Below are 23,622 nucleotides of genomic sequence, written 5' to 3' on the forward strand. Positions count from 1 at the left end.
GCCAAAAAGAATGACCACTTTTGAGGTGCCAAGGTTTTCTTTTGTATGCTGAGTCCACGTTTGTCCAATTAATTGGCGATTAGAGGCGTAGCGATCGCATTAAGACCAAAGAAACCGGGTTTTTTACGTAATCTATAGCCTATAAGGCGTCTTTTCGTAAAAAAACCCGGTTTATGGCCACCGGTGCGTCCAGGACTATAGAAGTAAAGATCGTGCACATTACTCTAAAACCGGATCGTAATCAATTCATTGAAGCGCAAGTCAAAAGCGGTAAATATTCTTCGGTGGATGAGGTAATTGCGGCGGCGCTGGAACTACTGTAGAAGCGAACACCCACAGAGCGATTGTTATCAAGAATGGGTTGAGGAAACTCGTCCAAAAGATAAGACGGCGGTTGAAACCTGTTGACCTCAAATTCGTATGTGGCGAAGCGCCCCTGGAATACGAATTCGAGGTAAAACTACACAAACGAATTCCACGCCAAGCGGAATGAAGAAAAAAACGCGGTTGAAACCGCCGGGTATTCAACCCGCGGAGGCGGGTTTTATTTGTATAGAAGCGGTTTCAACCGCCCGGTCTTCTTAAAAAATATTCCGTTATCGATCAAAACAGAAATTTTACTGCGCCTTGGGCGATGACTTGTGAGGGCTTACTACAGCTTTCGGAATATCCATCACGGGTGCATTCACCCCAAGCATCAAATCGTTGGGATTAACAATCTCTACTACAGGCTCGTTTAAAGCGACAATCAAACCGTCAGATTCAGGAAGAACGGGGGATGTAGCAAACTGGGGAGCAAACAATTGACGAGTGCCAGCGACACCAGCCACTGCTGCAATCAACAAAGCTGCGATCGCACCTCCACCCAAAACCCAAGTCCGTTTCGTCTGGCGTTTCTCGCGCTGCACAATCTTTGCCGCCAAATCCTGTGCAGATTGTTCCGCAGCAGGTACGGGCATTGACCCAAAAGCCTGTTGCATCATCATTAGTCGGGAGTACAAACGCTTCGTCGTGGGGTCGTTTGTCAGCAATTCCTCAACTTCCCGGCGTTCTGCCGCCGTCACTTCGCCATCGATGTAGGCACTCAACAATTCAAAGCGATCCCGCATCATAGTAGTTACATTCCCTTGGGGATAACTGTTGTTACCTTGACTTTGGGCGAGCGAATCCCCAATACCTTGATCATTCTGATTTTTATCCGATTCAAATTTAGAATTCATATTTCACACCACTTGTAAAATTAGCGGAAGCATCTGTTCGCTATTAGAATGATTTACTGCTTATTTATATTGTAAAATAGAAGCTTTGATGTCACAGCAAACTTCACCAAATCTTCTTAACCCGCCTCGGAAATCACCCTTGCTAATGACCGTCGAGATATTTTTGCAATTGTAACTGCAACCTTTGGCGAGCTCTAGCAATTCTTGACTTGACCGTTCCGAGAGAAACTCCGGTCATTTCCGCTATTTCTTCATAGGCTAAACCTTCAATTTCTCTCAACACAATTGTCGTGCGGAATACTTCCGGCAAATCTGCGATCGCCACTCGCAACTGATCGTAAAATTCTCTGGTTGTCAAATCTTCATCCGGCCCCGGACTGTCGGCCGGAAGTTCCCAATCAATCTCCCCATCTTCCAGAGCACGGGGTACGTCTAACGACAGCGGAGTTCGCACCCGCTTGCGCTTACGCAACTCATCGTAAAACAAATTAGTGGCGATGCGACTCAGCCAGCCCCGAAATTTAACTGGCTCTTGCAAGCGGTTAATATTGCGATAAACTCGAATCCAGACTTCCTGAGCCAAGTCTGCTCGGTCTTGCCAGTCAGGGGCTAGGTGATACAGAACCCTGTCTACGTGGGACTGATACCGCTTCAAAAGTTCTGAAAAGGCAGTGCTCTCAGGTCGATTTCCTTCCTGACACCGCAACACTAAGTCATAATTAGAGAGTTTTTCGGATGGCAATTGCACTCTTTCAACGGTCGCCACAACCGCAGACCAGGACACGGAAATAAATTCGCTCATGTGTGGAATTGGCTCATCGAACATTCCACTGTGTTTGACGCTGCCCGATCGCGATTGGTTCCTGGACTCGGAAACTGCGATCGACTTCTGCGAGTAGACTCAATCGATTTTCGATTTTCGATTTTCGATTTTAGAGGCTACCCCACGGATAAATTCCGGGGAAGAGAGGATTTTCGATTTGCGATTTAGGATTGATTCCACGGATAAATCACGTGGCGGGTACCAAATGCAGAAATTATTGGTCAATGATCCCCCTGACAACGGATACAAGCCGCCGCAGGGCATTGAGTTGAGTACCAAAAATTTTAGACCCTTCGACCAGCTTTCCGGGCAACGCCCAAGTTCCTGCTCCTATATTCATGACGGCGAGTCAATCTAAAATCTAAAATCTAAAATCCAAAATCGACTGACTAATGACCGGTAACTTCGCACGCTCCAATACTAACCCAACTGCTAGAACCATCGGCCCAATGTTCCTTTTTCCAAATCGGTACATTGTGTTTGAGCGTATCTATGGCGTACTGGCAAGCTGCAAAGGCTTCGCCCCGGTGGGGACAGCCCACAGCCACCAGCACACTGATTTCCCCCACCTGCAAGTGTCCGACGCGGTGGTGAATGACGACCCGATTGACATCGACCCACTGGCGGCGCATTTCAGTAGCGATTTGCTGGAATACTCGCACGGCCATCGGTTCGTAGGCTTGATATTCTAACGAAACTACAGCTTGACCGTCAGTTTGGTTGCGGACTGTACCGCTCATCATTACCACGGCTCCGTTCGCTGGGTCATCTGCCAAAGTGTAGATTTCCTCTACAGACAAAGGAGCTAAGGTAATGGCAAAACTGTCTTTACTATTCCGTTGAGGAATTGTGCCGATCGAAAGTGCAGCGCTATAGTTCATTGCGAAAGAAATGGTGCGGGAGAACTCGATCGATCTTGACACAAATCAAGTCGCGAGCGATCTATCTTGCATTTTTGTCAAGGATACATAAAAGTCAATTTTTAGCAAGATGTCTATGGCCCCGAACGGCTGCAACAGTGCGATCGGGTCAATATAACTCGCCCGAACCAAATTCACACGGTGCTGGAATATGAATAGGAGACTTGTGCGATCGAACAGTCGATCGGGCTGTAGCAACTCAATCAGTAAACACACCAAAATAAGCAGTATCATGCCCAACTCGCTGCAAGCCATCTCCAACTCTAAGCGATGACTGCATTCCCTTTTGAATGACACAGTTAAGTTAAATTTAACCCCGATTGCGATCGGCGCAGTCCAAATTTTCAGCAGAAAATGTAAACTTTATTTATTTTTTGCTCCACCAAGCTACTTAAATGACATGATATACCTGTGCAGAGTTGAGCCAAAGCAAGCCTATACTCGGCAAAAGCAAGACGGTAACAACCTCTTGCGCCTGTTTTGACCAAAGAACAAGACGCAAACTCCGGAATACCGACACCGGGAAAATTCCGTTGCGGTTTCAACCGCCTTGAATATTTCTTTACACACTAATCGAAATAGTTGTGTTAAAGTCACCAAAGCAAGTAGGAGAAACCATCTACGTGTTGAAACATCCTAGTACGGAGAAATCCCGGCAACTGACATATCCGACGCCAGAAGATTCGGAATAGTTAAAGGGCAAATAATGGCAGGTTGTAGAGCGTAGTATATCTGTTGGCTAGCGATTGGCTAGCGATGGTCTGAAAGCGTCAAAAAACTATACGCAATGTTTGGAGAAATCTCAACTGAGCGGGTAGGGGCGACTTGATAGCCACGAGTAAAAATCCAGATTCGGATTTGTCAAGAATCCCTTCGCCTTTAGGCATGGGGAGTATAAAATGAGTCTGCACGAAAAAACGTTAATCACAATCACGAGGAAACTATGGAAGCACTAGCATTGAGCCACTCTTTTGTTGCTTATGAATCTCCAGAGTCCGAGCTCCAACTGGAATTGAAAATTCCTAAATCTGCCGTGGTAGGCGTTGCAGGTCTGGCAGTAGCCCTGTCTATTCTGAGTGTGAGTGGCGAAGCACAGGCAGGTTGCCACTACAAGCGCTGCGGCGGCGGTCGCAGCCATCACAGCTACGCCGAAGTTGCCACCAATGGTGGCAGACTGAATATCCGCCACCGGGCCAGTCGCTGTTCTCATATCATCGGCAAGTTACACAATGGAGACAATGTGAAATTGACCGGTCATTACAAGCACGGCTGGGCTAAACTTGCAGGTGGGGGCTGGGTTTCTACTGCGTGGCTTGACTAATTCTTAACTAGAGTAATTTACATTTCTAGAAAGAGTTTGAATCGTTACCAAGCTGGTTTTGGTAACGATTATTTTTCATGAGGCCCTTGATGGTGACAAATAATCGAAGATCCAAAGTTATAGCCTTTCTCAAAAAGATGAGGTATGACTGACAGCTTATATAAGCCTTAAACGTATAGGGTTCTCTTGGCAACAACGTCCGCGAATCTTTCGCTAGATCCGCTATATATCGTTAACAACTGACAACGTGAACTACCACACACTCACCCTCGATCGGGTAGAGTGTGGGCTTCTCCCTTCAACAACCACAGCCGCCACAGTAGTAGACTTACGCCCATACTGTTTTGGTCTTACATAGCCTTCAGGAGCAATAACGCTGGTTCCCAACGTCAGTACGCGCAAGCCTTCATTTTTGATATTTATCGCCGCGTTGATATCTCTGTCATGTCGCTGTTTACAGTGCGGGCAATCAAATGCACGCACAGACAGATCCATTTTTGGCAATGGCTTCAAGGTATTCGAGCAAAGATGAGTTGAGGCAAAAAATCGACCTATTTCTAGATAAATCTTGCCCACCATTTCGGCTTTGTACTTAAGCATAGTGCAGAACATTCCCCAGCCAGCATCGGATATTGCCTTGGCTAGGCAATGATTTTTTACCATGTTTCTCACTGCCAGATTTTCTACTACTATGACTTGGTTTTCGTCTACTATCCTGCGCGATAGTTTGTGTAGAAAATCCTCGCGGACTCTTTTGATTTTAGAATGAACCTTAGCTACCGCCAGCTTTGCTTTGCGACTTTTGTTAGTCGTCTTATCCTTTTTACGAGCTAGTTTTTTCTGCTTACGAGCTAGGTTCTTTTCATGTTTTTGGGTTGCTTTAGGATGTTGATATTTAGAGCCGTTAGATGTCACCGCAAAATCAGTTAGACCTAGATCTATCCCAATTATATTCCCATCACTACTGGATTCTGGCGATTCAGTCCCATCATCTAATAGCATCGAAGCAAAATATCTGCCGTCAGGATTTTTGGATAAAGTCACAGTTTTAACTTTGCCTTCAATATCCCGATGAACTATGGCTTTAACCACACCCAATTTACCAGGGAACTTAATCTCACGATCGCTCAAGATTTTAACGTTTTGAGGGTATTGAATAGATTGTTTTCCTTGGCGTTTCTTGAATGTTGGGTACAGGGATCGACCATCAAAAAAGTTGCCAAAAGCCACGCCCAGATTCAAAACTGACTGTTGAAGGCATTGTGAGTAACACTCAGACAACCACTCAAATTCAGCTTTCCACACAGGTATGGACTTCTTCATTGTCATAGCTGTAACGCCCTTACCAGTCTCTTGATAGGTCGCTGTCATCGTAGCCAAAGACTGATTCCAGACCCAACGAACACAACCAAAAGCTTGAGCCAGGTGTACTTGCTGGGCAACGGTAGGATAGATTCGGACTTTGACAGCTTTTAACACGAAACTTAGATTACTTCTTTGATTGCTCTAAGAATATTGTAGCTGAAAACATTGGCAAGTGCAAGGGATTTGTTCGCATCATCATACACCCGCGCATCTCCCGCAGGCTACGACAAGAGCGTCTTGTGAGCAGGTGCAATCGTCAGCTTACACAGCTTTCATCCCACGCCAACCCTCGATCGGGTATGGACGCGGGGATTCCCGCCTGTCTAGCTAAACTTTACCGCCACCGATCAAATACAGTAAGGCCATCCGCACCGCTACGCCGCTGGTAACTTGCTGAGAAATCAGGCTAAATTGCGGATCGTCCATCAAATCCGAGCTAATTTCCACGCCGCGGTTGACCGGGCCTGGGTGCAACACCTTCACATCCGGCTTGCAGAGTTTCAGCCGATCGCGCGTAACTCCATACAAAGCATGATACTCTCGTAAACTCGGCAGCAAATGCTGGCTCATCCGTTCCTTTTGCAGCCGCAAAGTCATCACAAAATCAGCATCGACCAAAGCAGGTTCAAGCTGCCAGTGCAAAAATAACTTACCTTCCCTACCATTGCCACACTCAGCAAACAACAGCGGCAACAAAGTCGGCGGCCCGGCTAAATGAACCTCAGCCCCCGAAGCCGTTAAACTCCAAATATTAGACCTCGCTACCCGGGAATGCAAGATATCCCCCACCACAGCAATTTTTTTGCCCGCTAAAAGTTCCAGTCGCGGACGTTCGGCATCTAACAAAGAACAAATAGTAAATAAGTCTAGCAAACCTTGCGACGGGTGTTCGTGCTGGCCGTCTCCAGCATTGAGAACGCTGACTCTCGAACCCAAGCGATCCATTTCTGAAGCAATTGTACTGGGAACTCCAGCCTGTTCGTGCCGGATCACCATCAAATCCGTTCCCATCGCCAGATAAGTCTTAGCCGTATCCAGAATGGTTTCCCCCTTCGTCAGAGAAGAACTGCCTGGGGTAAAATTCAGCGTATCCGCCGACAGCCGCTTCGCCGCCAACTCAAAACTGTTGCGAGTTCGGGTTGAAGGTTCAAAAAACAAATTCGCGACCACTTGACCCTGTAGGGCGGGCACTTTCTTGGTGCGGCGGCCGAGCACCTCCCGAAAACTGGCGGCAGTTTGCAGCACCGTGTCGTATTCGTCGGAGGTAAAATCAGCCAGAGTGAGAATGTGTCGCCTTTTCCAAGTCATACAATTTTAGATTTGAGATTTGAGATTTGAGATTTGAGATTTAGGATGATGGGTTGGGAACTTACCAGAAAGAATTGGTTGAAAGCCCGCCCGCCTGCTCGGGAGAAATTAAAATCAGACTATTCATTACTCCAATCCTCGGACTTAAGGGTAGAGGTCGCTCTCCTTCGGTCAACGGTCAACTGTCAACTGTCAACTGTCAACTGTCAACTGTCAACTGTCAACTGTCAACTGTTGAATTGCACGCCTGTGTCGGGCGGTCTACAATGTTCGATCGACAGTCGCGGGGATGCCGATCAACAGTATCCAACAATTTTTGACCACCTTTGCCGTCAATAGAGTTATAATTAGTAGATGCCGGATCGGACTCCCCTCTCACAGCAAAGCCAGCGTTGAAGCTGAAACAAGTGCGGTGGAGTTTAGTTTTCTCGCCCGAAAGCGGAAATTAAGCTGTAGTAGCGCTCAAGCAGTAATTGCAGTTTCTCGGAACCTCAGCCTTGTCAAAAACCAGCCTTCAGCAGCCATTGCATCTGCTATTATGTGGAAATAATCAAGGAGGCAGACCTCCTACTGCCGATCGACAGCATATAGCGGGACATCCCAAAGATTATTAATTCTTTGCAGTCGGTCTTGACTCTTCAGTCCTGCTTATAGCCCCTTGTCAAAATGAACTGTGTTAAGATACAAGTTGAATATGTAGCTTCCCGACAAAAATCTACACGTATCTTGGCGAGACTGTTCTTGGCGAAACTGCGGTAAAAAGTGTGCGCTGGGAAGTGTTAATTAAACAAGATTTAAACAATTCAAGAGGTATTATGAGCCAGAAGGTTATACAGCCGATGGTTAAGTTCCAGCGTCAGGTGCATTCTCTTGTCACGTCTGACATTATCAAGCCGACAGACAGCATTTGGAAAATAGCTCTACTTTATGGAGATGAATGGCCTTACTGGAAACAGCAACTCCTAGAGTTTGATTTTTCTATGCAAGACCCCGTGAGCGAGTTGATAGCTGTAGAAGGTTGGGACGAGGAATAACAGAGGAAACCTAGGACTTGGGTGCATATCACTTTTGAGGAGGGCGAAGCATGACCGAATATAAGTTATTAGTTAGAATCTCCTATTTTCTGCGGTCATGCTTCGCCCCTACGTATATATTCGCCAAAATGAGATGCACCCGAAATTAAAAGGCGATCGGCTAAATTTCATCAATAAATTTTCCGTTGCTAACTTCTTCCCTCTGCCTTGTTCCCTCTTCTCTCTTCCTTCTTCCTTCTTCAGAGTGACTTCTGACGAATGACAGCAGACTTTTTCCTTCTCACTAATGAGTGATGACAGTTGACGGTTGACAGTTGACAGTTGACAGTTGACAGTTGACAGTTGACAGCTTGCCCGAAGAGCGCAAAACAAGGGTTGACAGTTGACTGTTTACCAACTAATGACTAATGACTAATGACTAATGACTAATGACTAATGACTAATGACTAATGATATCAATTCCGGCTGCACCGGAATAATATAGAGTCCAAGGCAGTGCCGTTTCCCTACCCTAATTAATTGTAGGGAAACGGCACTGCCGTCTCCTGATTTCGGTAATATTAATAATTCCGATGCTACTGGATTTGATATGACTAATGACTAATGACTAATGACTAATGACTAATGACTAATGACTGTTCCTTCTATTAAAGACAAGTGGCTAGAGCTCTAGCTAATTGTTGAGCAGTTTGAAAGCGATCCCCAGGTTTAGCTGCTGTGGTTCGTAGAATGACCTCCCGCAACTTCGGGCCGATCGTCGGAATATTATCGAGCTTAAATCCGTAACCTCTAGTAATTTTTCCGTAAAACTTTTGAGGGCTTTGGGCTGTCAGCAAAAAAATCAAAGTCGGCCCAATAGCATATAAATCTGACTGAGGGAGAGGCTGTCCCCGGTCTTGTTCTGGTGCGGTGTAGCCTTCCACGCCGATGCGAGTACCCGGAGGAGTGCCGATTTCTTTAACGGCGCCAAAATCCAGCACTGTAATGCGATTGTCCCGGTGGCGCACTAGCAAATTAGCAGGTTTAATATCCCGGTGGACGATCGGGGGTTTTTGAGAGTGAATGTAGTCCAAAATTTCACAGGTTTGGATCATCCATTCGATCGCCTGTTGGGGAGCAACTGGCCCGCGATTGTAAATGCGTTTTTCTAAATCCTCGCCGTGAAGCATTTCCATCACCAAATATTTTTTGCCACCTTCGACAAAAAAGTCAAAAAACTGAGGAATACCAGGATGGTGCAGCGCTTTGAGAGTTTTAGCTTCACGTTCAAACAGTTCTTGAGCTTTGACTATTTGAGCCATGTCAGCATTCATTTCCTTGAGAACTACCAGAGAAGCTGCGGGAGAACTTCCCGGTTGTTGAGCTTTGGCTTTCTGTCGATCCCAGGCTAAAGTTGTTGTTCCCATACCGCCTTGGCCCAAAGTTCGCAGCACTTGGTAGTGGCGGATTGTGCGATCGACTTTAATCGGTTCCCCACAGTGGATGCAGAATAAATTACCCGGCGGATTTCCCGCGTGGGTACACCGCGGCGTCCCAGGATTGAGAGTAGGGATCGCCTCAATTTTGCCGCCGACTTGAATAGTCAGAACTTGGAAATGCAGAATTGGGCCGTCCCGCGCCAATTGGATCAGGGCACCGTCGGATATCCAACCCTGAGACATGAGAGTACCGTTAACAAAAGTGCCATTTGTCCCGGAATTGACTAAATACCACTGGCGGTTAGCACCGCTTTTAACTCTTTGCAATTCCACGTGATCCCGTGATACCAAAGCATTGGGAATCACAACATGATTTTCAGGCGATCGGCCGATGCGGACAATGGACTCGTTCTCGAAACTCCACTGTTGCAGAGGGGTATTTTTTTCTGGATCTAAAAGAGTCAGCAGCATTTTAGATTGATTTGATTAATCTGCCAGATCAAATTGAGAGAAGGTTGACAATACTGATATGTATGACACATAAGAAACTTATTTCGTGCTGCTTTCTAGGTAGCCGGCTATTTCTAGTCTAAAGGGTCAATTCAGAACAACGCATCTTGACTCGCCGATCGTGGGAATGAGAGATTAAAGAATCGCTGCGTTTAACTCCCGATCGATCGACAGACTGCAACATTAAAAATCAAAAACTGGTTGTTGTAATGACATTACTTGAATATCGCGGCAAGCCGAACAAGTTTTTGATGACGGATGCCAAAGTTAATCTTCCTTTGCCATGCAACAATTGCAGGTTTCAATCTAAGACTGCCCGCCACCGCCTTTAAAAAAGTTGGCAGCACCCAATTCTAAAATCGAAATGGGCCTACCTGTGCCCGAATGATAATTGCCGTGATATTGTCATGACCGTTGCGTTTGTTGCCCAGTTCAATCAAGTCGGCAACTCCCTCGTCGAGATCGGCTTGGGGATTGAACAGAGGTGCGAGAGTTTCACGCCAGTGAGTTTCTAACAAATCATTATCTGTCAAACCGTCGGAAGCCAAAATCAATAAAGTATCTTCGGACAAGTCTAAAAACTGCACGTCTGGCTTGAGAAAATTGCCGTCTCGCGGGCCAATGGCTTGAGTTAGTTGATAGGCGTCGGGACGGGAATAAGCAGTTTCGGCGTCAACCCCGCGCTTAATTTCGCGCTGGCCTACTTCGTGATCTGAGGTGATTTTTTCTAGTGTCTGTCCCTTTCGGAGTCGGTAGAGACGACTGTCGCCGACGTGAGCAACGGCGAATTTGGTGTCTTGAACTAAGACTGCGACTAGGGTTGTACCCATGCGGCCGATGCCAGAGCGACCGTCCTTTTGATTGATTTCAAAGATGGCTTTGTTGGCTAGCAGCACTCCCTGCCGAATGGTATCAGGCTCGGGTAGTTGATTTTCCCAACTGGTTTGGAAGAATTCCCTGAGGGTTTCAGCGGCTAATTGACTGGCTACTTCTCCGCTGTCGTGTCCGCCCATCCCGTCGCAGAGAATGTAAAGCCCTTTGGTTTGAAAGATGCGACCGAAGGAGGTTTCGAGTTTGTTAAGCTGAGTCCAGATGCTGAAGAAGTCTTCGTTGTGCTCGCGGGTGCGGCCGACATCGGTGAGACCTGCGTCTTCTAAACTGTAAATCTGGACGGGCATGGGCTGGGTTAAGACTTCACCAACAACTTCGGGGGGCGAGTTGTCGGGGATGTCTGTTTGGAAACGGGTGGGGGTTAAGGTTGGTGAAGGTGCGGATTGGAGTTCGAGGGGAACGGTTTCCAGGCGCGATCGCAATTCTTCTATTGTGGTAATCTCGCCTCTGTACATTTGTTGCAGCAGTTCGAGCAAGGCGCCAAACTGAGTGCGCTCGGACTGGTTAAATATCGCCTGCCACAATTGCCCCAAATCTACCAGTTGCAGGTTTGAACCGGCGGGTTCGGGATAGAGGTATTGCAACCGCAAAGAGGCAAAGGAAAAGGAAGAGTCGGGATTGACCCGCAAATTTGTTAGTTCCAACAAGCTTTGGCGGCAGCGCCAGGGTTCGAGGGCCGCCCAAAGTTCGGTCATTTCGTGCAGCCAGTACACAATTTGCTGGGTGGAAGTTTCGGGTTGACTCCAGCGTTCTACCAGCAGCGGCCATTGCGAACAGTCTTCTAGCAGCAGCACGGCCTGTTGGTTGTCTGACCAGCTATCGTGAATGACTGGCAGGTTGTGAGAGAAGTGCCACCGCAGTGCCAGATAAGGTTCAGCTATGCCTTGGCAAAGTTCTGCTAAGGCGGAATTGGTCGCATTTTCTCCGGCTTTGATTGCTGCGGTGTAGGGGGATGTGCGTTTGGCGACGCTGGCAGAGTTGGCTGCTAGCATTGCTTTGAGGGGTGACATTTGCAGCGGCTGACAGTCCAATACTGTTGCTGATACTGTGTCTGAGGGTTTTCTTGCTGGCAAGGTTTCTAGGAGTTGGTAGCGCTGTTGGCTGTCTAAATAAGCTCCTGTTGGCTGGGAAGGGATTAAATATTCGGAATAGGGGGCGGAGATTTTTTGGGATGGGGGAGATGCGCCCTCGGGGTTCTCTGTTGCTTCCTGGGTTGGTTCTGGCGGTGGTGCGGCCGTGAAAATGTTGTCAGATGGGGTTATTTCGCGCTCTGGTGTTGTAGTAGAGCTTTTTTGTTCTGTTTGAAAGGATTCGGTGGCGATCGCCCCCACGACGATTTCAGCGTCAATAATTTCTGGGCTGCTGGATTCGGCCACATCAAGTTGTGGAGAATCGGCGGTGATTTCTGTTTTAATGGTGTCTGCGATCGGTTGGGGAGAGTTTTGGGTCGATCGGGTTTCTGGAAAATTGTCGGTTTTTTGTGTAAGCTCGGCTGATGGTATAGTTGACTGCTCTAGCTGGACTGCTGGAAGGTTCGATCGACCGCAGATAATCGCCCGCCACACTTGACCTGTTGTGACGCCACAATTCTGACATAATTCGGCGCTAACAGCGACTTGGGTTCCGCATTGGTGGCAAGCTTTGTAAGTTAGGGAATTTCCGCATTGTTGACAAAACTTGTTTAGATTGGGATTTTCAAATTGGCAGCGGGGACAGAGGAGCATAGGGGTTTTATATTGGAGATGTGCGATCGAGTGAAAGCGGTGGGGGAGTTTTGGGTTTGGGGTGGTAAGTTATGGGTTTTGAGTTTTGGACGTGACTCGCAACGGATAACTGCCATTGCCCTATGCCTTATTTTACCGGCATCGATTCAGAACTAAGATATTTCTTAAAACTGAGATGTGGCCTCCACGTCAGGAATCAGCCCTGGGAGGGAGAGGGGGAGAATGGGGAGAATGGGGAGAGGGGGAGAGGGGGAGACGGGGAGAATGGGGAGAGGGGGAGAATGGGAGACGGGGAGAGGGGGAGAATGGGGAGAGGGGGAGAATGGGGAGAATGGGGAGAATGGGAGAGGGGGAGAGGGGGGAGACGATTGAGATATACAATTTAAATTGAGTAAAGCTTGGAAACATTTCCTATCTAAGATTTTGCGTGCTGGCCCCACACTAAAAGTTATCAGGTGAGTGGAACAGGCATCTTGCCTGTTACGGAAAAAAGTGCAAGGTCTCAATTAGAAGAGAGTGTCTGTATAATCTTCTTCTTGGAAAATGGTCTCTCGGGCGATCGACACAATGGTAGAAAGAGGTACTTCACAGAAATATTTTCGCCGGAATTGTTCTTCCCAGACTGCTGCTAGGAATTGCGCTGCATAACGGGCGGCGATGGGGGAATTTGGCACTAAGAATTGAGTTGAGGGGCTAGAGAATAAGGGTTTGGAGGTATGATCTCCGATTTCTCTGGCTTCGGGTTGTCTGGTGATGTGAAAAGCCCGATCGCGATAATTGACTTTGAAACCCAGATGTTTTAACGTTGTGAATCCAAGTTGCAGCGAGGTGTCGCTGATGCCGAGTTTTTGGCTTAGTTGCTGTCTGGTGACGGGTTTGTTGGTGCGGCTGAGGTATTTGGCGATGCCGATTAGCTGTTGGCAGATTTGGTGCGGCGGTAGCAATGGGGGTAAAGTATAGGCGATCGCGAGTTTTTTCTGAGTGTGCTGTGCTTGCCGAAACCAGACGCGCAATTCGTCCCAGCTTGCGGGGCATTCTTTGAGGATAATCGAGTTTTCGCGATCGAGCATTGCTGAATTGTCCGCTAGATTTTCTGGCAGCCTTTCCGATTCCAAGTGTGTGCTAATAACTGCTAGCAACTCTTCATTATTATTATTTATCTTGCGCCAGTCCAATATCCAATCAATTTTAGTCTGCGAACTAACTTGTTTGTCATCCGTGCGTTCCCGCACTGCTATCAACCGCACTTCATAGTTCGACGTATAAGTATTGAAATCGAGTTCGACAGTCGCATCGCACCGCCCTTCGGGAACTTCATCTCGGTAATGTCCCCACCAAATGCCGGGAAATCCTGCATGACTAGATTCATCCCAAATTTCAAAAGAAGTTTTGATATACTTCACTTCTTTTCCCTGTGGATCTTTAATATTCCTATTGTAGATATTCTTAAACCAGCAATTTTCAATCAGCAATTTTGGTGCGGGATTGCCCATGCCGCAGGGTTCAAGCAATTTCAGTTCTTGAAATAACTGTTTGCCTAATTCCGCGACAGTAATTTTTAAGTCCGCTAGAACAGGTGCCGCTGTCAAACTATCTGTGCTGTATTGTTGTCGCAGTTGCTGATTGACAGCATCCGTAAATAGCGGGATATTTTCAACTGGGAGACTCAAGCCAGCCGCAAAGGGATGACCGCCGAATCTATCCAATAAATGCGCTTGGTCTTTGACTAATTGGTAAAGGTCGATTTGATTGGCGGAACGGGCAGAACCGCGGGCAATTTTAGATTTGGGATGTTGGATTTTAGATTGAGAAAGTGTTTCTGAATCGGAGTCAAAAGAATCTATAAATTTAGTTTCTGGAATACTTTCTTTGATTTCTTCGCTTCCTTCCGTGCAGAATAAAATTACCGGGCGGCCGTATTCTTGGGCGATTTGTCCCGCCACTAATCCTAATACTCCTACGGGCCATTGTGGGTCACTGAGGACGATGACGCTGGTGGTTGACAAGTCTAGTTTGGCTAGTTTTTCGGCGGCATCTTTGGCCACATCTTTTTGCAAAGATTTGCGTCTGGTGTTGGCAATTTCGGTTAGATTTGCTAGTTCTTCGCAGCGTTTTTTGTCCCGGCTGGTGAGGAGTTCTACGCAGAAGCTGGCGGATCCTTGAATGCGACTGACGGCGTTGATTCGGGGGCCGAGGCCGAAGGAAATGTCGGTTGGGCGATCGCCCGCTCGTTTGCACAGTTCGAGTAATTTTGCAACTCCCGGACGGGTGGGATTTGTGATTTGTTTTTGCAGTTGTGCGATGCCGAGTTGTGCTAGGTAGCGACAATCTCCTGTAAGTTGGACTAAATCGGCAATTAAGCCGATCGCCACTAACTCCAATAAATCGGTCAGCGGTCGTTGCGGAATATCCGGCAATGTGTGGTATAGTGCTTCGATTAATTTGTAAGCTACCGCAACGCCGGACAGGTTAAACAGTTGGTGGTTGGGCGAAAAGTACCGGGGATTGATGATTGCCGTCGCTGGAGGGCGATCGTCCGGTAATGTATGGTGATCGGTGATAATTGTATCAATATTTAAGCTGGTAGCATATTCGATTTCCGCGATATTTGTGCTGCCAGTATCGCAGGTAATAATTAAGCTAACTCCAGATTTATGTAAATTGTTTATTCCGGGAATATTAAGACCGTGAGATTCTGTTAATCTGTTGGGAATGTAATAAGTTAGTTGGTCATTTTGAACAAAAAAATCTCCCAATCCGTCCCAAAGTACCGAAGTTGAGGTAATGCCGTCCGCGTCGAAATCTCCCCAAATTGCAACTTTTTCTGCGCTGTTTATTGCTTGCTGGATTCTTTCCATCGCCCAGTTCATTTCTAGTCCGAATTCAAACGGACTTGCTGGTTGGTAAAGTTTGGGATTCAGGAAACCTGGTATTTCTTCCGGGTTTTGAATTCCTCTATAATAGAGAAGTGCAGCGGCATAGTTTCCGGGTAATTCTGGCGCGTGATTTCTGACAGCTTGTATCAGCCAATCAGGGGGTTGGGGTAAGGGTTGATTTTGCAATTCTTGAAGTAGTTGTGTCATAGGTTAATTCATTAATTAAAGTAGGGGCGGGTTCACCAAAAATCTTTAATTCAAATCGACAATATCTATAAACCCGCCCCCACCCAGCGATAGTCCAAAGAGTTTGGATAGTCAAAGGTTATATTATATAGATATCTCCTCGATTATAGCAAGATTTGGCAACCAATTTGTGGGAGTTTCTGCTGGAAGATTTGATGAGGAAGCTTTGGAATTTTGGGTGCGGTTGCAGCGAGTGGCGAATTGACAGGAATCGCAAAGATTGGAACTAATTTGTACTTGGGGGAAGAATTCGCCACCTTCGGTATAGCGCTGTCGCCAGTCGGTTAGCTGCTGCAATATTTGGATTAAATCTTGTTTTGTGCGATCGTGTTCTATTTGATTGTAGGAAAATGTGAGTTTTTGCGGCGGTTCTTCTCCTTGCAATTGTACGAACCAGTATGTCATTGAAACTTGTTCCGGGGAATAGTCACTGGTTTCTACTAGAACGTATAAATAGAGTCGGGTTTGCCAACTTTCGGCTATCCATTTTGATTTTTGAGGGCGGGGATAGGTTTTCCAGTCGAGAATTTGGGCAGCGTTTGGTTCGGCTATTAGCAAATCATAGATAACGGTGAATAGGTAGTCTTGAAAAATCAAGATGCGGGGGTGCTCGGCTTGGCGGAAAATTTGGTCGCTATTTTCTGAATTCGCAAAAAGTTCGGGGGCGGCGTTGATAAATGCTGCCACACATCGTCCTAATTCTGGGTCTTGTTGGGTGATGGATTCAATCGACAATCCTAGTTCTCGCTGCTGCATCAAAAGGTGAAAGTGGCTACCCCATGTGAGTTTTTCTTTGTGTTCAGGGGAGGCGGTGCTTGCGAGTAGTTCTAGGTAGCTATGCTGGAATTTGCGGGGGCATTCTTCGAGAATTTTGAGTTGGGTTTGGGAGAGTCGCAGCATTTTTTTATGATTTTATATTTTAGATTGTTTGTGATTGTAAGGGGTATCGATATTTTTTTGACCGCAGATGTCGGCAGATGGACGGAGATAAACGCAGATAAATTAGGGCGATCGCGTTTTTGGAGGAGAGTGCGATGAGTGCGATCGCCCTTTACGAGCGATCCAATGCTAATTAATCTTCCCCTAATTCTGAAAACAATAATTCCAAGTCTCGATCGCCCCGCAGCACGCGAGCAATATTAATCCCGTCCGCTCTGGGGTAGTAAAAAATCAAATAATCCCTAACAATAAATCCGCGCAAGTTGGGGGCTAAACTGTGATAGCGTTTGCCCATATTGGGAAATTCAGCGACAAGTTTACATTTTTGACGAATCACATCAAAAAGCTCGCTGGCTGTCCTAGGATTATTTCGACTAATATAATCGCAAATCTCATTCAAATCTCGGACAGATTCATCGGAAAATGTATAACTGTTCATTAGCTTTCCTTGTGACTAGACAGTTGTTTAACGTCCAAAATCCGTTGAAGTAGGTATTTGTATACTTTGGAATAGACATAACCCCGATAGAGGTTTTTTATCTAGCGACCTCTGTTCAGTTATTAGTATGCGGGAAAGGGAAAGAGAATACAATGGTTTGTAGCGATATCGCTACTACTTATTTTACACAAAGAGCTGAAACAACGAGGTTACGTCGATCGCCCACTTCAGATCGCCCGTACAAATAAAAAACCCCTGATGCAATCTCTGCTTTAGGAGTTTTGTTTTGAGGCATCAATGTTAATACTTCATCAGGTATAGATACCGGACAACTAGCGTCGCATTCAAGGAGTGTCATGACTTAAATAATGCTAGTCAGTTAAGACGATAGCCGATCGGCACAGATTGCTTGATTGCTCTTACAAGCGAGCGTCCCTTTAGGACAGGGTTACTGACACTCCTGACTGTTGCATTTTATCGATATTTTCTTGAAGTCTGGCAAATACAAGTTCTCCGTCTGTCACTTTTCCCTCAGCAATTTGTGCAGTTCCAACTTCTATTTTCTGGCGCAGCTCTTCGATGCGTTGTTCTCGTTGTTTTAAAAGTAAGATCGCTTCTCCAATTAATTCTTCAACGCTGCCATATTTTCCGGTTTGAATTTGCGATCGAATAAACTCTTCGTATTCCGGCTTTAAGACAATATTCATTGACTTGCTCCTTTAATTAATAGAAAGGTTACTGCACGATCGTGACATATTTTTTAGATTAACTATGTAGGCGCTGTAAAACGCAATTATGTAAACGATTGTCAAGTATCCAAATGCCCTAAGCGTGGCTAAATTAGCCCTGTTTACATATTTTTACATAGCTCTGTTGAATCCCGCCTACTTACTTACCTTAGCACAAATATCAAAATATTCATAAATTGTGCCCGCCCTAAAGTCGAGCTTGAAAAAAGTATGGTGAGCTGCGGGCGATGGCATTTTTCGTCAACCTCTCTACAAATTCCCAATTTGTTGAGCAAACCACATCGCCGCCGTCCCATTTCCTTCAGTCAAAAGCTTTAAAGTCTCCGAAAGCAAAGCAATTGGCAATCCCTCAAGCGCTACCGAAAACTCGCATTCCTGATACTTCCCATTCTCCTGCAAGCGAAATGCTAATACTCTCACGCCATTAATATCTACTACCCAATATTCAGGAATTCCTAAAGCAGCATACAAGCGCTTTTTTTCATCTAAATCGCTCGTCAAAGTAGTATCGGAAATCTCTGCAACTAAATCGGGAACTCGCCATTGATTGAGATTAATGCGTCGAGGTTCCCCTTTTTGCCACTGCGGGAAATCTCCGCCAATGTATAAAACTTTATCTGGCGCACCTGAACCCACTTTAGATTTTTCAATTACACAACCGCTGAGAGAATCAAAAGTTTGTCCTACTTTGGTGGTAAACCACACAAAAAATATGATAGTAAACAGATCGTTAAATCTGGCGTGCTGAGGCCCTTCATTACCCATATTGATCCAAAGATATCCTTCATGAAAAAAAATTTTGGCTTCCGCTAAAGACGGATTTTCGCAAGCCGCAACATAATCTTCCCATGTTGCGGCTTGCCATTGTGGAATTTTGCCCGCTTCAGGAAGGATGAATTTTGCAGTTATGACAGTCATAATTCACCAACAAATTAAGGATAGTTTTATACTAGCTTATGTGATTTTAGCTAAACAATGAAAACCTGTGCAGCCTAGCTTAAAGTTTTTAGTTTAATCTCAAACTCACATAACTTTCCAATTTTAGAGGGCGATCGCGCGAAAAAAGCCCCTATTTTTAGAGGGAGGGCGATCGCGCGATCGCCCCAAATGTTAGTCTGGTTGCAAGTCAAAGACTACCAGCAGCGAAGCTTGAGGCATGAGTTGACGCAGACACAGCAAGTGCCCGTCAGCATCCGATCGCCTGCGAAACCTGCCCACATCAGTCCGCTGCATATTTGGCATGAGTTTGGCGATCGCCCAAGGGTAAAGGCGTTTTTGGTACGCGATCGCACTAGGATTCGCCGATAATCCCTGTTGATAACCGTTTTGTGGCATAATCTTGTTGTATTCGTAAGGAGTACAGAAAGGGCGTTAGTAAGTTTCTTGGCGGGAATGTACTAACGCCTTTCCCATTAAAATTCAAGCAGATATCACAATAATTGTCAATTGTCAATTCTTAACGCTAAGTTTTAACGGTTATCATATCTAAAGCTGCGATCGGCTGTGGATTTGAGGATTTTAGTAAGTGTTGAATTGTTTGCAAAAGTCATACATTTTTGATTTTCAACCGCAGATGAACGCGGATAAACGCGGATGAAAGAAAGATAAATTGAGGAGAATGAGTTAAGGGGATCGCTTATTCTTCACCCCAAGCACTTAAAAACTCAACTTGATTGTACATTTCCTCTGCGGATTTACTAGCTATAATTTTTACCAAGCGACGCAATTGTTCCCCAACTGAATAATTCTGCTGTCCCAAGATTATCCCCATATGTTCTTCCCCTTGGGTGTTCAAATCAGTATGCAATCGATAAAAATCCCTAGTATTAAAGCTATAGGTTACTCGATGATTTTTATTAGCCCAATACAAAATTTCTTCATCCCTGCGAGACAGCATTCCTATTTCTGCAACAGAAATAACATCAACACTCCGCAGGCGTAGAGCATCAAGCAGAGCCGAATTCATAGCATCTTCGTCTAGCAGCAGTAGAATAATGCTCATGGATTTGTCTTCAGGTTTTTGTAGTGTAACTCTGCTAACTGTTCGTAAGCTGCTTGTTCCTCTGCTAAATCTGTATCAATCTCTGCTCGATTAGCATGATAATACGTTAAAGCTGCATAAACTTGTGCGATCGATAAGTGAGTCATCAGCCTAGCAATTTCTTCCGCACTATTACCCTGCTTGTACAAAACGGCGATGCGGCGGACAGAAGTACCAGTTTCAGCAATAATGGGACGGCCGCCTCGAAGGTTGCGATCGCGGATAATTAAAGTCCCGATGTCTACTACAGTTGTTGTTGTCATACATTTTTTCAATTCAATTAACTTGATTATATAGATTTATTCTGAAAATGTCTAAGTGTTCATGCCCCTGACGCTTCTATTCTAGCGAGAATTGCTTAAAAATTTGAGAAGTCTTAAGAGCGATCGAACTCAATCAAACATCACAAAATCACTCTTTTGTCAACACAAAGACACTCCCTTCATTACCGCGCCCGATCCGCAAATCGCTATCCAAATAAGTAACATCTAGCCATCCCTGCTGTTCGCGAGTATCTAACCCAAAATCTACAGCAGCGAATTTTTTTCCCGACTCAATTTCATTGATATATTTAGCAGGAGATTCATAGCCGATTAACCTGCTTAAACCCAAAATCGATCGCTCAAACTTCACCTGCACTCGGCGTTCCGAAGTCGCCTCAAATCTGGCGGCTACGCTGACTATTCCTTCTAAGTAAGGCAAGCCGTAAAGTTCGGCAATGTTGTAAATTTTGGATTCTTTGACGCGGATGGATTGATAAATTTGACCCAATTTCAACAACGGAAAACCGTCAAGATTCAGCAGGGCGCGACTGCTGGTGTACAACAACCGCCAATCGCCATCTAAAAGCTCTGGGGCTTCTACAGGGCGTGGTGTGGGGTTATAATCTTCCAATTGGGCGATCGCACTTAAGATCGCCTGTTTGTCGTTTGGAGTCGCCAGCAAACCGCGATTCTTACCAGCAATTATCTCTAATAGTGCAGATTTTTTAAGCATAAGTTGACAGTTGACAGTTGACAGTTGACAGTTGTCGGTTCGTAGGGGCGGTGGATGGTGCGGGCCCGCCCTCTTAGTTGTCAATAGTGATTAGTGATTAGTTATTAGTTATTAGTATACCAATAACTCATAAAAAACACCCAGCGACTGCATCTGGTTTTGGCAAATAATATATCTGTAGGGGCGAAGCATGACCGCAGTCCATATGGGATGATAACTAATAACTTATATGCGGTCATGCTTCGCCCTCTTCACTAATCAAATGCACCCCAACCAGCAATCAATGCCCGATGCCCCATGCCCTATGCCCTATGCCCAATTCCCAATTCCCAATTCCCAATTACCCATTCCCAATGACTAAAACACCAAATTTCACGAGATAGAGTAGCGTCCGATAGAGGTATGCTGATTCTTGCTCGTTTGTTGCATAACGCCTGAGAACTTCCCCGACGCCGATCGCACCCTTTTGCTCGATCGCATTCAACATCTCTATCTGAACTTTAACAGAGATTCTCCGGTCTTGACCGAAGCTCGTAAACCAAATTGTGTGCAACTCTCTCAACAGTTCCGGTGTGGCGATCGCACCGAGACTCAAGATCGTATCATCGGTTAAAGTTCTAGTCGCATAATGACCCAACACCCGAAACGGATCGTCCCCCAGCGGATAAGGTGGCTTCCCGGCTTTTGCAGGTGCAGACTCTGGTGCAGAAACCCTAATTTCTGCTAATTCCCGCCACAACTGTTCGTAAGCAGCAATTACTACTTTCCAATCATAAATATCTCTCGCCCTTTGTCTCGCACTTTCACCCATCCGCCTTCTCAATTCCGGGTTTTCAATTAATTTGCACAAAGCGCGGGTGCAGGCGTCAATATCAACTGCTGTGGCTAGGGAAGTGTGACCCATGTAAGTCGGCCAATTCAAACTCCCGTCGAGATAATTTAGGGCTAAATCCAAACAAGCTTCCGGGGGCGGGATGAGTGTGGGAATGCGGAAGCCGTCGATTTCGTGCCGTACTGATTCTTTGTATCCGTTCCAGTCGGAAACAATTGCCGGCAGTCCGTTGGCCATTGCTTCAATGGGTGTTAGTCCGAAGGTTTCTTGAATGTTGTCGGACAGCGAAATAAAAATATCGGAGGCAGACCAAATATTAACTCTAATTTCCGGCTTTCTGCCATCTACAAAAATAGCATTCACCGACGGACAAAAGATTTTCGCGCTATTTTTAAAGTCGGGTTCTTCTCTCGGATCTTCGATCCAACCGGCTTGAATTAAGTGGATTTTCGCCTTTGTTTGTTGGGCGGCGCGCTCCAAGGCGATGTACATTGGTACCGGATGAGCTTTGGCAGAGAAAGTCAATCGCCCGACAAATAGCACGACTATATCGCCCGGAGAAATGCCGAGTTCTTGTCGTTGTCGATCGCCCGCCTGGACTGCTTCCACACCCTGCGGAAACGCGCTGCAATCCACTCCTAGGGGAATAACTGGCAATTTGACCAAAATTTCGGGTTGACCGCCGTTGCGCTGCGCTAAATACTCAGACCACTCCCTCAGAACTCCTTCTACTGTGTTTTTCACGGCGTTAGAGGTGCAGATGAGGGCGTCCCAAGGTTGAACCGGTGCTGTTATCAAATTGCCGATCGACTCCATGACATACTTAGTTGCGATCGTATGGGTAACGCCACAAACGCTGTAAGCCCGCTGATTGACAAATCTGCGCCCCCAAACCATATCGGCAAGGGCGGGATCGGGTCGATAGATTGTACCTGGTTGAGATAGCAAATCTAGTCGATCCGTCGAAATCCAGCGGACTTTCCGAGGTTGTTGCAGCCACGGTTGGATGCGCGAACAAAACTCCTTAAATGTTGCTTCGCTGTCTGTGCAGCAGTAGAGAGAGTCAGCAGTACCGTGTTGGACTAAGCTTTTGAGAAATCCTTCTCCGGCTGAATGACGCCCCAGAAGTCTTTTCCCTCCGGTGTCGTAACCGTCTTTGTGGTATAAAATCGCCGCTGTTATATCCATCCTGAGATTTATTGTTCGAGAATTGGTTGAAGAAGGTAAAAGGCTTTCACCATAAGGCTTTGACGCAAAACCAGGAAACTGTTTTAACCCAACCGCTGGCTGGCCCAGTGTCCCGCGATACTTTCAAAAACGATCGCCTCAGATTACAATACTTATGGCTAAAGAGGGATTGGCAATATCGGATTTTAATGTTATCCTGGCGCCCATGATTGGGGGCGATCGCCCGAACCAGTCAGCCATCCTATCCGATCCGGAACCAAAGAGTGTCTGTGGTATAATGCCTTAGCTCTGCTAAATGCCCGATTTGCAAGTGTTCGATGGAAGGAGCAGTCAGTCGGCACAACATTAGTTCTACTCGATCTCGATCGCGTCTTTGTCTTTAGAAACCGATAATCATGTACAACCCATCTCTGCGTCAAATACCTCGCCACTTACCTGCCGATGTAATTCCATTAAAGCAGCAATCTTCTCTTTTAGACTGGTTGGAATCTAACAATCGCCTCTTAGCAAGGGATGTCCAAGAACCCGACTATCTGCACGAAGAAGAAATTTCCGAGTTGATGGCAGTTGACGACAGCCCTTACGATGATTTAGAAGAAGAAGCAGAAGATGATGCGGGTGTAGGCGACGAATAACTGTAGAATGGTAAGTCGATTTTAGATTTTAGATTTTAGATTCACTTGCAGCTTCGTGAATAACCGGAAGCCGAACTTGAGTCTAAAATTTGGGGAGAATCGATTACTGAAGTTTAGGGCTTGTAACGTTTTTGGCTGGTCAACGAA

The 23,622-nt window shown here is 46.0% G+C and carries 23 protein-coding genes; 5 read left to right on the plus strand and 18 right to left on the minus strand.

Features of this window, described 5'->3' with window-relative positions:
- The first annotated feature begins 212 nt into the window (after positions 1-212).
- The gene (locus tag JGK07_RS14705) at positions 213-323 is read left to right on the plus strand and encodes a type II toxin-antitoxin system ParD family antitoxin (RefSeq protein ID WP_293181962.1); all 111 of its coding nucleotides are present in this window, start codon (positions 213-215) and stop codon (positions 321-323) included.
- A gap of 294 nt (positions 324-617) precedes the next feature.
- Here the strand turns inward: JGK07_RS14705 and JGK07_RS14710 are convergent, their stop codons facing one another.
- From JGK07_RS14710 to JGK07_RS14725, 4 genes are all read right to left on the minus strand, one after another.
- Positions 618-1,220, minus strand: a complete 603-nt coding sequence (locus JGK07_RS14710) for an anti-sigma factor (RefSeq protein WP_293181964.1) — start codon at positions 1,218-1,220, stop codon at positions 618-620.
- Positions 1,221-1,362: 142 nt separating this feature from the next.
- Complete coding sequence (locus tag JGK07_RS14715; protein WP_293181966.1) at positions 1,363-2,022, minus strand: sigma-70 family RNA polymerase sigma factor; 660 nt, start codon at positions 2,020-2,022, stop codon at positions 1,363-1,365.
- A gap of 410 nt (positions 2,023-2,432) precedes the next feature.
- Positions 2,433-2,924 (minus strand): molybdenum cofactor biosynthesis protein MoaE, encoded by a 492-nt coding sequence (locus tag JGK07_RS14720; RefSeq protein WP_293181968.1) that lies wholly within the window; start codon positions 2,922-2,924, stop codon positions 2,433-2,435.
- A 45-nt stretch (positions 2,925-2,969) separates the two neighbouring features.
- Positions 2,970-3,197, minus strand: coding sequence for a hypothetical protein (locus JGK07_RS14725; protein WP_293290927.1), 228 nt, complete (start codon positions 3,195-3,197; stop codon positions 2,970-2,972).
- 724 nt (positions 3,198-3,921) lie between these two features.
- Here JGK07_RS14725 and JGK07_RS14730 point away from each other — a divergent pair.
- The gene (locus tag JGK07_RS14730; RefSeq protein ID WP_293181972.1) at positions 3,922-4,284 is read left to right on the plus strand and encodes an SH3 domain-containing protein; all 363 of its coding nucleotides are present in this window, start codon (positions 3,922-3,924) and stop codon (positions 4,282-4,284) included.
- 252 nt (positions 4,285-4,536) lie between these two features.
- On the opposite strand, the gene JGK07_RS14735 is transcribed toward JGK07_RS14730, so the two are convergent.
- Positions 4,537-5,763: an RNA-guided endonuclease TnpB family protein gene (locus JGK07_RS14735; RefSeq protein WP_293181974.1), complete on the minus strand. Its 1,227-nt coding sequence runs from the start codon at positions 5,761-5,763 to the stop codon at positions 4,537-4,539.
- A 213-nt stretch (positions 5,764-5,976) separates the two neighbouring features.
- Positions 5,977-6,957: an aspartate carbamoyltransferase catalytic subunit gene (locus JGK07_RS14740; RefSeq protein ID WP_293181976.1), complete on the minus strand. Its 981-nt coding sequence runs from the start codon at positions 6,955-6,957 to the stop codon at positions 5,977-5,979.
- Positions 6,958-7,246: 289 nt separating this feature from the next.
- On the opposite strand from JGK07_RS14740, the gene JGK07_RS14745 reads away from it, so the two are divergent.
- Together JGK07_RS14745 and JGK07_RS14750 are read left to right on the plus strand one after the other, a co-directional pair.
- Complete coding sequence (locus JGK07_RS14745; protein ID WP_293181978.1) at positions 7,247-7,507, plus strand: hypothetical protein; 261 nt, start codon at positions 7,247-7,249, stop codon at positions 7,505-7,507.
- A gap of 265 nt (positions 7,508-7,772) precedes the next feature.
- Positions 7,773-7,991 carry a DUF4327 family protein gene (locus tag JGK07_RS14750; protein WP_293181980.1) on the plus strand — a complete coding sequence of 73 codons (219 nt, stop codon included), beginning with the start codon at positions 7,773-7,775 and terminating at the stop codon, positions 7,989-7,991.
- Between the two features lie 647 nt (positions 7,992-8,638).
- Here the strand turns inward: JGK07_RS14750 and JGK07_RS14755 are convergent.
- The 12 genes from JGK07_RS14755 to JGK07_RS14810 all read right to left on the minus strand — a co-directional run bounded on the left by JGK07_RS14755 (position 8,639) and on the right by JGK07_RS14810 (position 22,840).
- Complete coding sequence (locus tag JGK07_RS14755) at positions 8,639-9,880, minus strand: protein kinase (RefSeq protein ID WP_293181982.1); 1,242 nt, start codon at positions 9,878-9,880, stop codon at positions 8,639-8,641.
- 392 nt (positions 9,881-10,272) lie between these two features.
- Positions 10,273-12,534 carry a serine/threonine phosphatase gene (locus JGK07_RS14760; protein WP_293218736.1) on the minus strand — a complete coding sequence of 754 codons (2,262 nt, stop codon included), beginning with the start codon at positions 12,532-12,534 and terminating at the stop codon, positions 10,273-10,275.
- A 506-nt stretch (positions 12,535-13,040) separates the two neighbouring features.
- On the minus strand, positions 13,041-15,617 hold the full coding sequence (locus JGK07_RS14765; RefSeq protein ID WP_293224837.1) for a DHH family phosphoesterase: 2,577 nt from the start codon (positions 15,615-15,617) through the stop codon (positions 13,041-13,043).
- Between the two features lie 123 nt (positions 15,618-15,740).
- Positions 15,741-16,556 carry a PD-(D/E)XK nuclease family protein gene (locus JGK07_RS14770; RefSeq protein ID WP_293197216.1) on the minus strand — a complete coding sequence of 272 codons (816 nt, stop codon included), beginning with the start codon at positions 16,554-16,556 and terminating at the stop codon, positions 15,741-15,743.
- Positions 16,557-16,728: 172 nt separating this feature from the next.
- A complete protein-coding gene (locus JGK07_RS14775; RefSeq protein ID WP_293181991.1) occupies positions 16,729-17,034 on the minus strand; it encodes a type II toxin-antitoxin system RelE/ParE family toxin in 306 nt (101 codons plus the stop codon).
- A 437-nt stretch (positions 17,035-17,471) separates the two neighbouring features.
- Positions 17,472-17,741 carry a type II toxin-antitoxin system ParD family antitoxin gene (locus tag JGK07_RS14780; RefSeq protein ID WP_293224839.1) on the minus strand — a complete coding sequence of 90 codons (270 nt, stop codon included), beginning with the start codon at positions 17,739-17,741 and terminating at the stop codon, positions 17,472-17,474.
- Positions 17,742-18,032: 291 nt separating this feature from the next.
- Positions 18,033-18,701: a Uma2 family endonuclease gene (locus tag JGK07_RS14785; RefSeq protein ID WP_293181995.1), complete on the minus strand. Its 669-nt coding sequence runs from the start codon at positions 18,699-18,701 to the stop codon at positions 18,033-18,035.
- A gap of 192 nt (positions 18,702-18,893) precedes the next feature.
- A complete protein-coding gene (locus JGK07_RS14790) occupies positions 18,894-19,118 on the minus strand; it encodes a hypothetical protein (protein ID WP_293181997.1) in 225 nt (74 codons plus the stop codon).
- 301 nt (positions 19,119-19,419) lie between these two features.
- The gene (locus JGK07_RS14795; RefSeq protein ID WP_293181999.1) at positions 19,420-19,785 is read right to left on the minus strand and encodes a DUF5615 family PIN-like protein; all 366 of its coding nucleotides are present in this window, start codon (positions 19,783-19,785) and stop codon (positions 19,420-19,422) included.
- Positions 19,782-20,087 (minus strand): DUF433 domain-containing protein, encoded by a 306-nt coding sequence (locus JGK07_RS14800; protein ID WP_293182002.1) that lies wholly within the window; start codon positions 20,085-20,087, stop codon positions 19,782-19,784. The genes JGK07_RS14795 and JGK07_RS14800 overlap by 4 nt, the downstream gene beginning before the upstream one ends.
- Positions 20,088-20,235: 148 nt before the next feature.
- Entirely contained in the window at positions 20,236-20,820 is a 585-nt protein-coding gene (locus JGK07_RS14805) for a PAP/fibrillin family protein (protein ID WP_293206790.1), read from the minus strand.
- A 340-nt stretch (positions 20,821-21,160) separates the two neighbouring features.
- Positions 21,161-22,840, minus strand: a complete 1,680-nt coding sequence (locus JGK07_RS14810) for a glycosyltransferase family 4 protein (protein WP_293218740.1) — start codon at positions 22,838-22,840, stop codon at positions 21,161-21,163.
- Positions 22,841-23,235: 395 nt separating this feature from the next.
- Between JGK07_RS14810 and JGK07_RS14815 the strand changes: the two genes are divergently transcribed.
- Positions 23,236-23,475, plus strand: coding sequence for a DUF3134 domain-containing protein (locus tag JGK07_RS14815; RefSeq protein WP_293157481.1), 240 nt, complete (start codon positions 23,236-23,238; stop codon positions 23,473-23,475).
- The last annotated feature ends 147 nt before the right edge of the window (positions 23,476-23,622 follow it).

Source organism: Microcoleus sp. PH2017_24_DOB_U_A (assembly GCF_020738205.1).
GTDB lineage: Bacteria > Cyanobacteriota > Cyanobacteriia > Cyanobacteriales > Microcoleaceae > Microcoleus.

What these genes read in the sequence shown, in the direction of transcription:
- JGK07_RS14710 (WP_293181964.1), bottom strand. Translation starts at nt 1,220, where the DNA reads ATGAATTCTAAATTTGAATCGGATAAAAATCAGAATGATCAAGGTATT.
- JGK07_RS14715 (WP_293181966.1), bottom strand. Translation starts at nt 2,022, where the DNA reads ATGAGCGAATTTATTTCCGTGTCCTGGTCTGCGGTTGTGGCGACCGTT.
- JGK07_RS14720 (WP_293181968.1), bottom strand. Translation starts at nt 2,924, where the DNA reads ATGAACTATAGCGCTGCACTTTCGATCGGCACAATTCCTCAACGGAAT.
- JGK07_RS14725 (WP_293290927.1), bottom strand. Translation starts at nt 3,197, where the DNA reads ATGATACTGCTTATTTTGGTGTGTTTACTGATTGAGTTGCTACAGCCC.
- JGK07_RS14740 (WP_293181976.1), bottom strand. Translation starts at nt 6,957, where the DNA reads ATGACTTGGAAAAGGCGACACATTCTCACTCTGGCTGATTTTACCTCC.
- JGK07_RS14745 (WP_293181978.1), top strand. Translation starts at nt 7,247, where the DNA reads ATGCCGATCAACAGTATCCAACAATTTTTGACCACCTTTGCCGTCAAT.
- JGK07_RS14750 (WP_293181980.1), top strand. Translation starts at nt 7,773, where the DNA reads ATGAGCCAGAAGGTTATACAGCCGATGGTTAAGTTCCAGCGTCAGGTG.
- JGK07_RS14755 (WP_293181982.1), bottom strand. Translation starts at nt 9,880, where the DNA reads ATGCTGCTGACTCTTTTAGATCCAGAAAAAAATACCCCTCTGCAACAG.
- JGK07_RS14760 (WP_293218736.1), bottom strand. Translation starts at nt 12,534, where the DNA reads ATGCTCCTCTGTCCCCGCTGCCAATTTGAAAATCCCAATCTAAACAAG.
- JGK07_RS14765 (WP_293224837.1), bottom strand. Translation starts at nt 15,617, where the DNA reads ATGACACAACTACTTCAAGAATTGCAAAATCAACCCTTACCCCAACCC.
- JGK07_RS14770 (WP_293197216.1), bottom strand. Translation starts at nt 16,556, where the DNA reads ATGCTGCGACTCTCCCAAACCCAACTCAAAATTCTCGAAGAATGCCCC.
- JGK07_RS14775 (WP_293181991.1), bottom strand. Translation starts at nt 17,034, where the DNA reads ATGAACAGTTATACATTTTCCGATGAATCTGTCCGAGATTTGAATGAG.
- JGK07_RS14780 (WP_293224839.1), bottom strand. Translation starts at nt 17,741, where the DNA reads ATGAATATTGTCTTAAAGCCGGAATACGAAGAGTTTATTCGATCGCAA.
- JGK07_RS14785 (WP_293181995.1), bottom strand. Translation starts at nt 18,701, where the DNA reads ATGACTGTCATAACTGCAAAATTCATCCTTCCTGAAGCGGGCAAAATT.
- JGK07_RS14790 (WP_293181997.1), bottom strand. Translation starts at nt 19,118, where the DNA reads ATGCCACAAAACGGTTATCAACAGGGATTATCGGCGAATCCTAGTGCG.
- JGK07_RS14795 (WP_293181999.1), bottom strand. Translation starts at nt 19,785, where the DNA reads ATGAGCATTATTCTACTGCTGCTAGACGAAGATGCTATGAATTCGGCT.
- JGK07_RS14800 (WP_293182002.1), bottom strand. Translation starts at nt 20,087, where the DNA reads ATGACAACAACAACTGTAGTAGACATCGGGACTTTAATTATCCGCGAT.
- JGK07_RS14805 (WP_293206790.1), bottom strand. Translation starts at nt 20,820, where the DNA reads ATGCTTAAAAAATCTGCACTATTAGAGATAATTGCTGGTAAGAATCGC.
- JGK07_RS14810 (WP_293218740.1), bottom strand. Translation starts at nt 22,840, where the DNA reads ATGGATATAACAGCGGCGATTTTATACCACAAAGACGGTTACGACACC.
- JGK07_RS14815 (WP_293157481.1), top strand. Translation starts at nt 23,236, where the DNA reads ATGTACAACCCATCTCTGCGTCAAATACCTCGCCACTTACCTGCCGAT.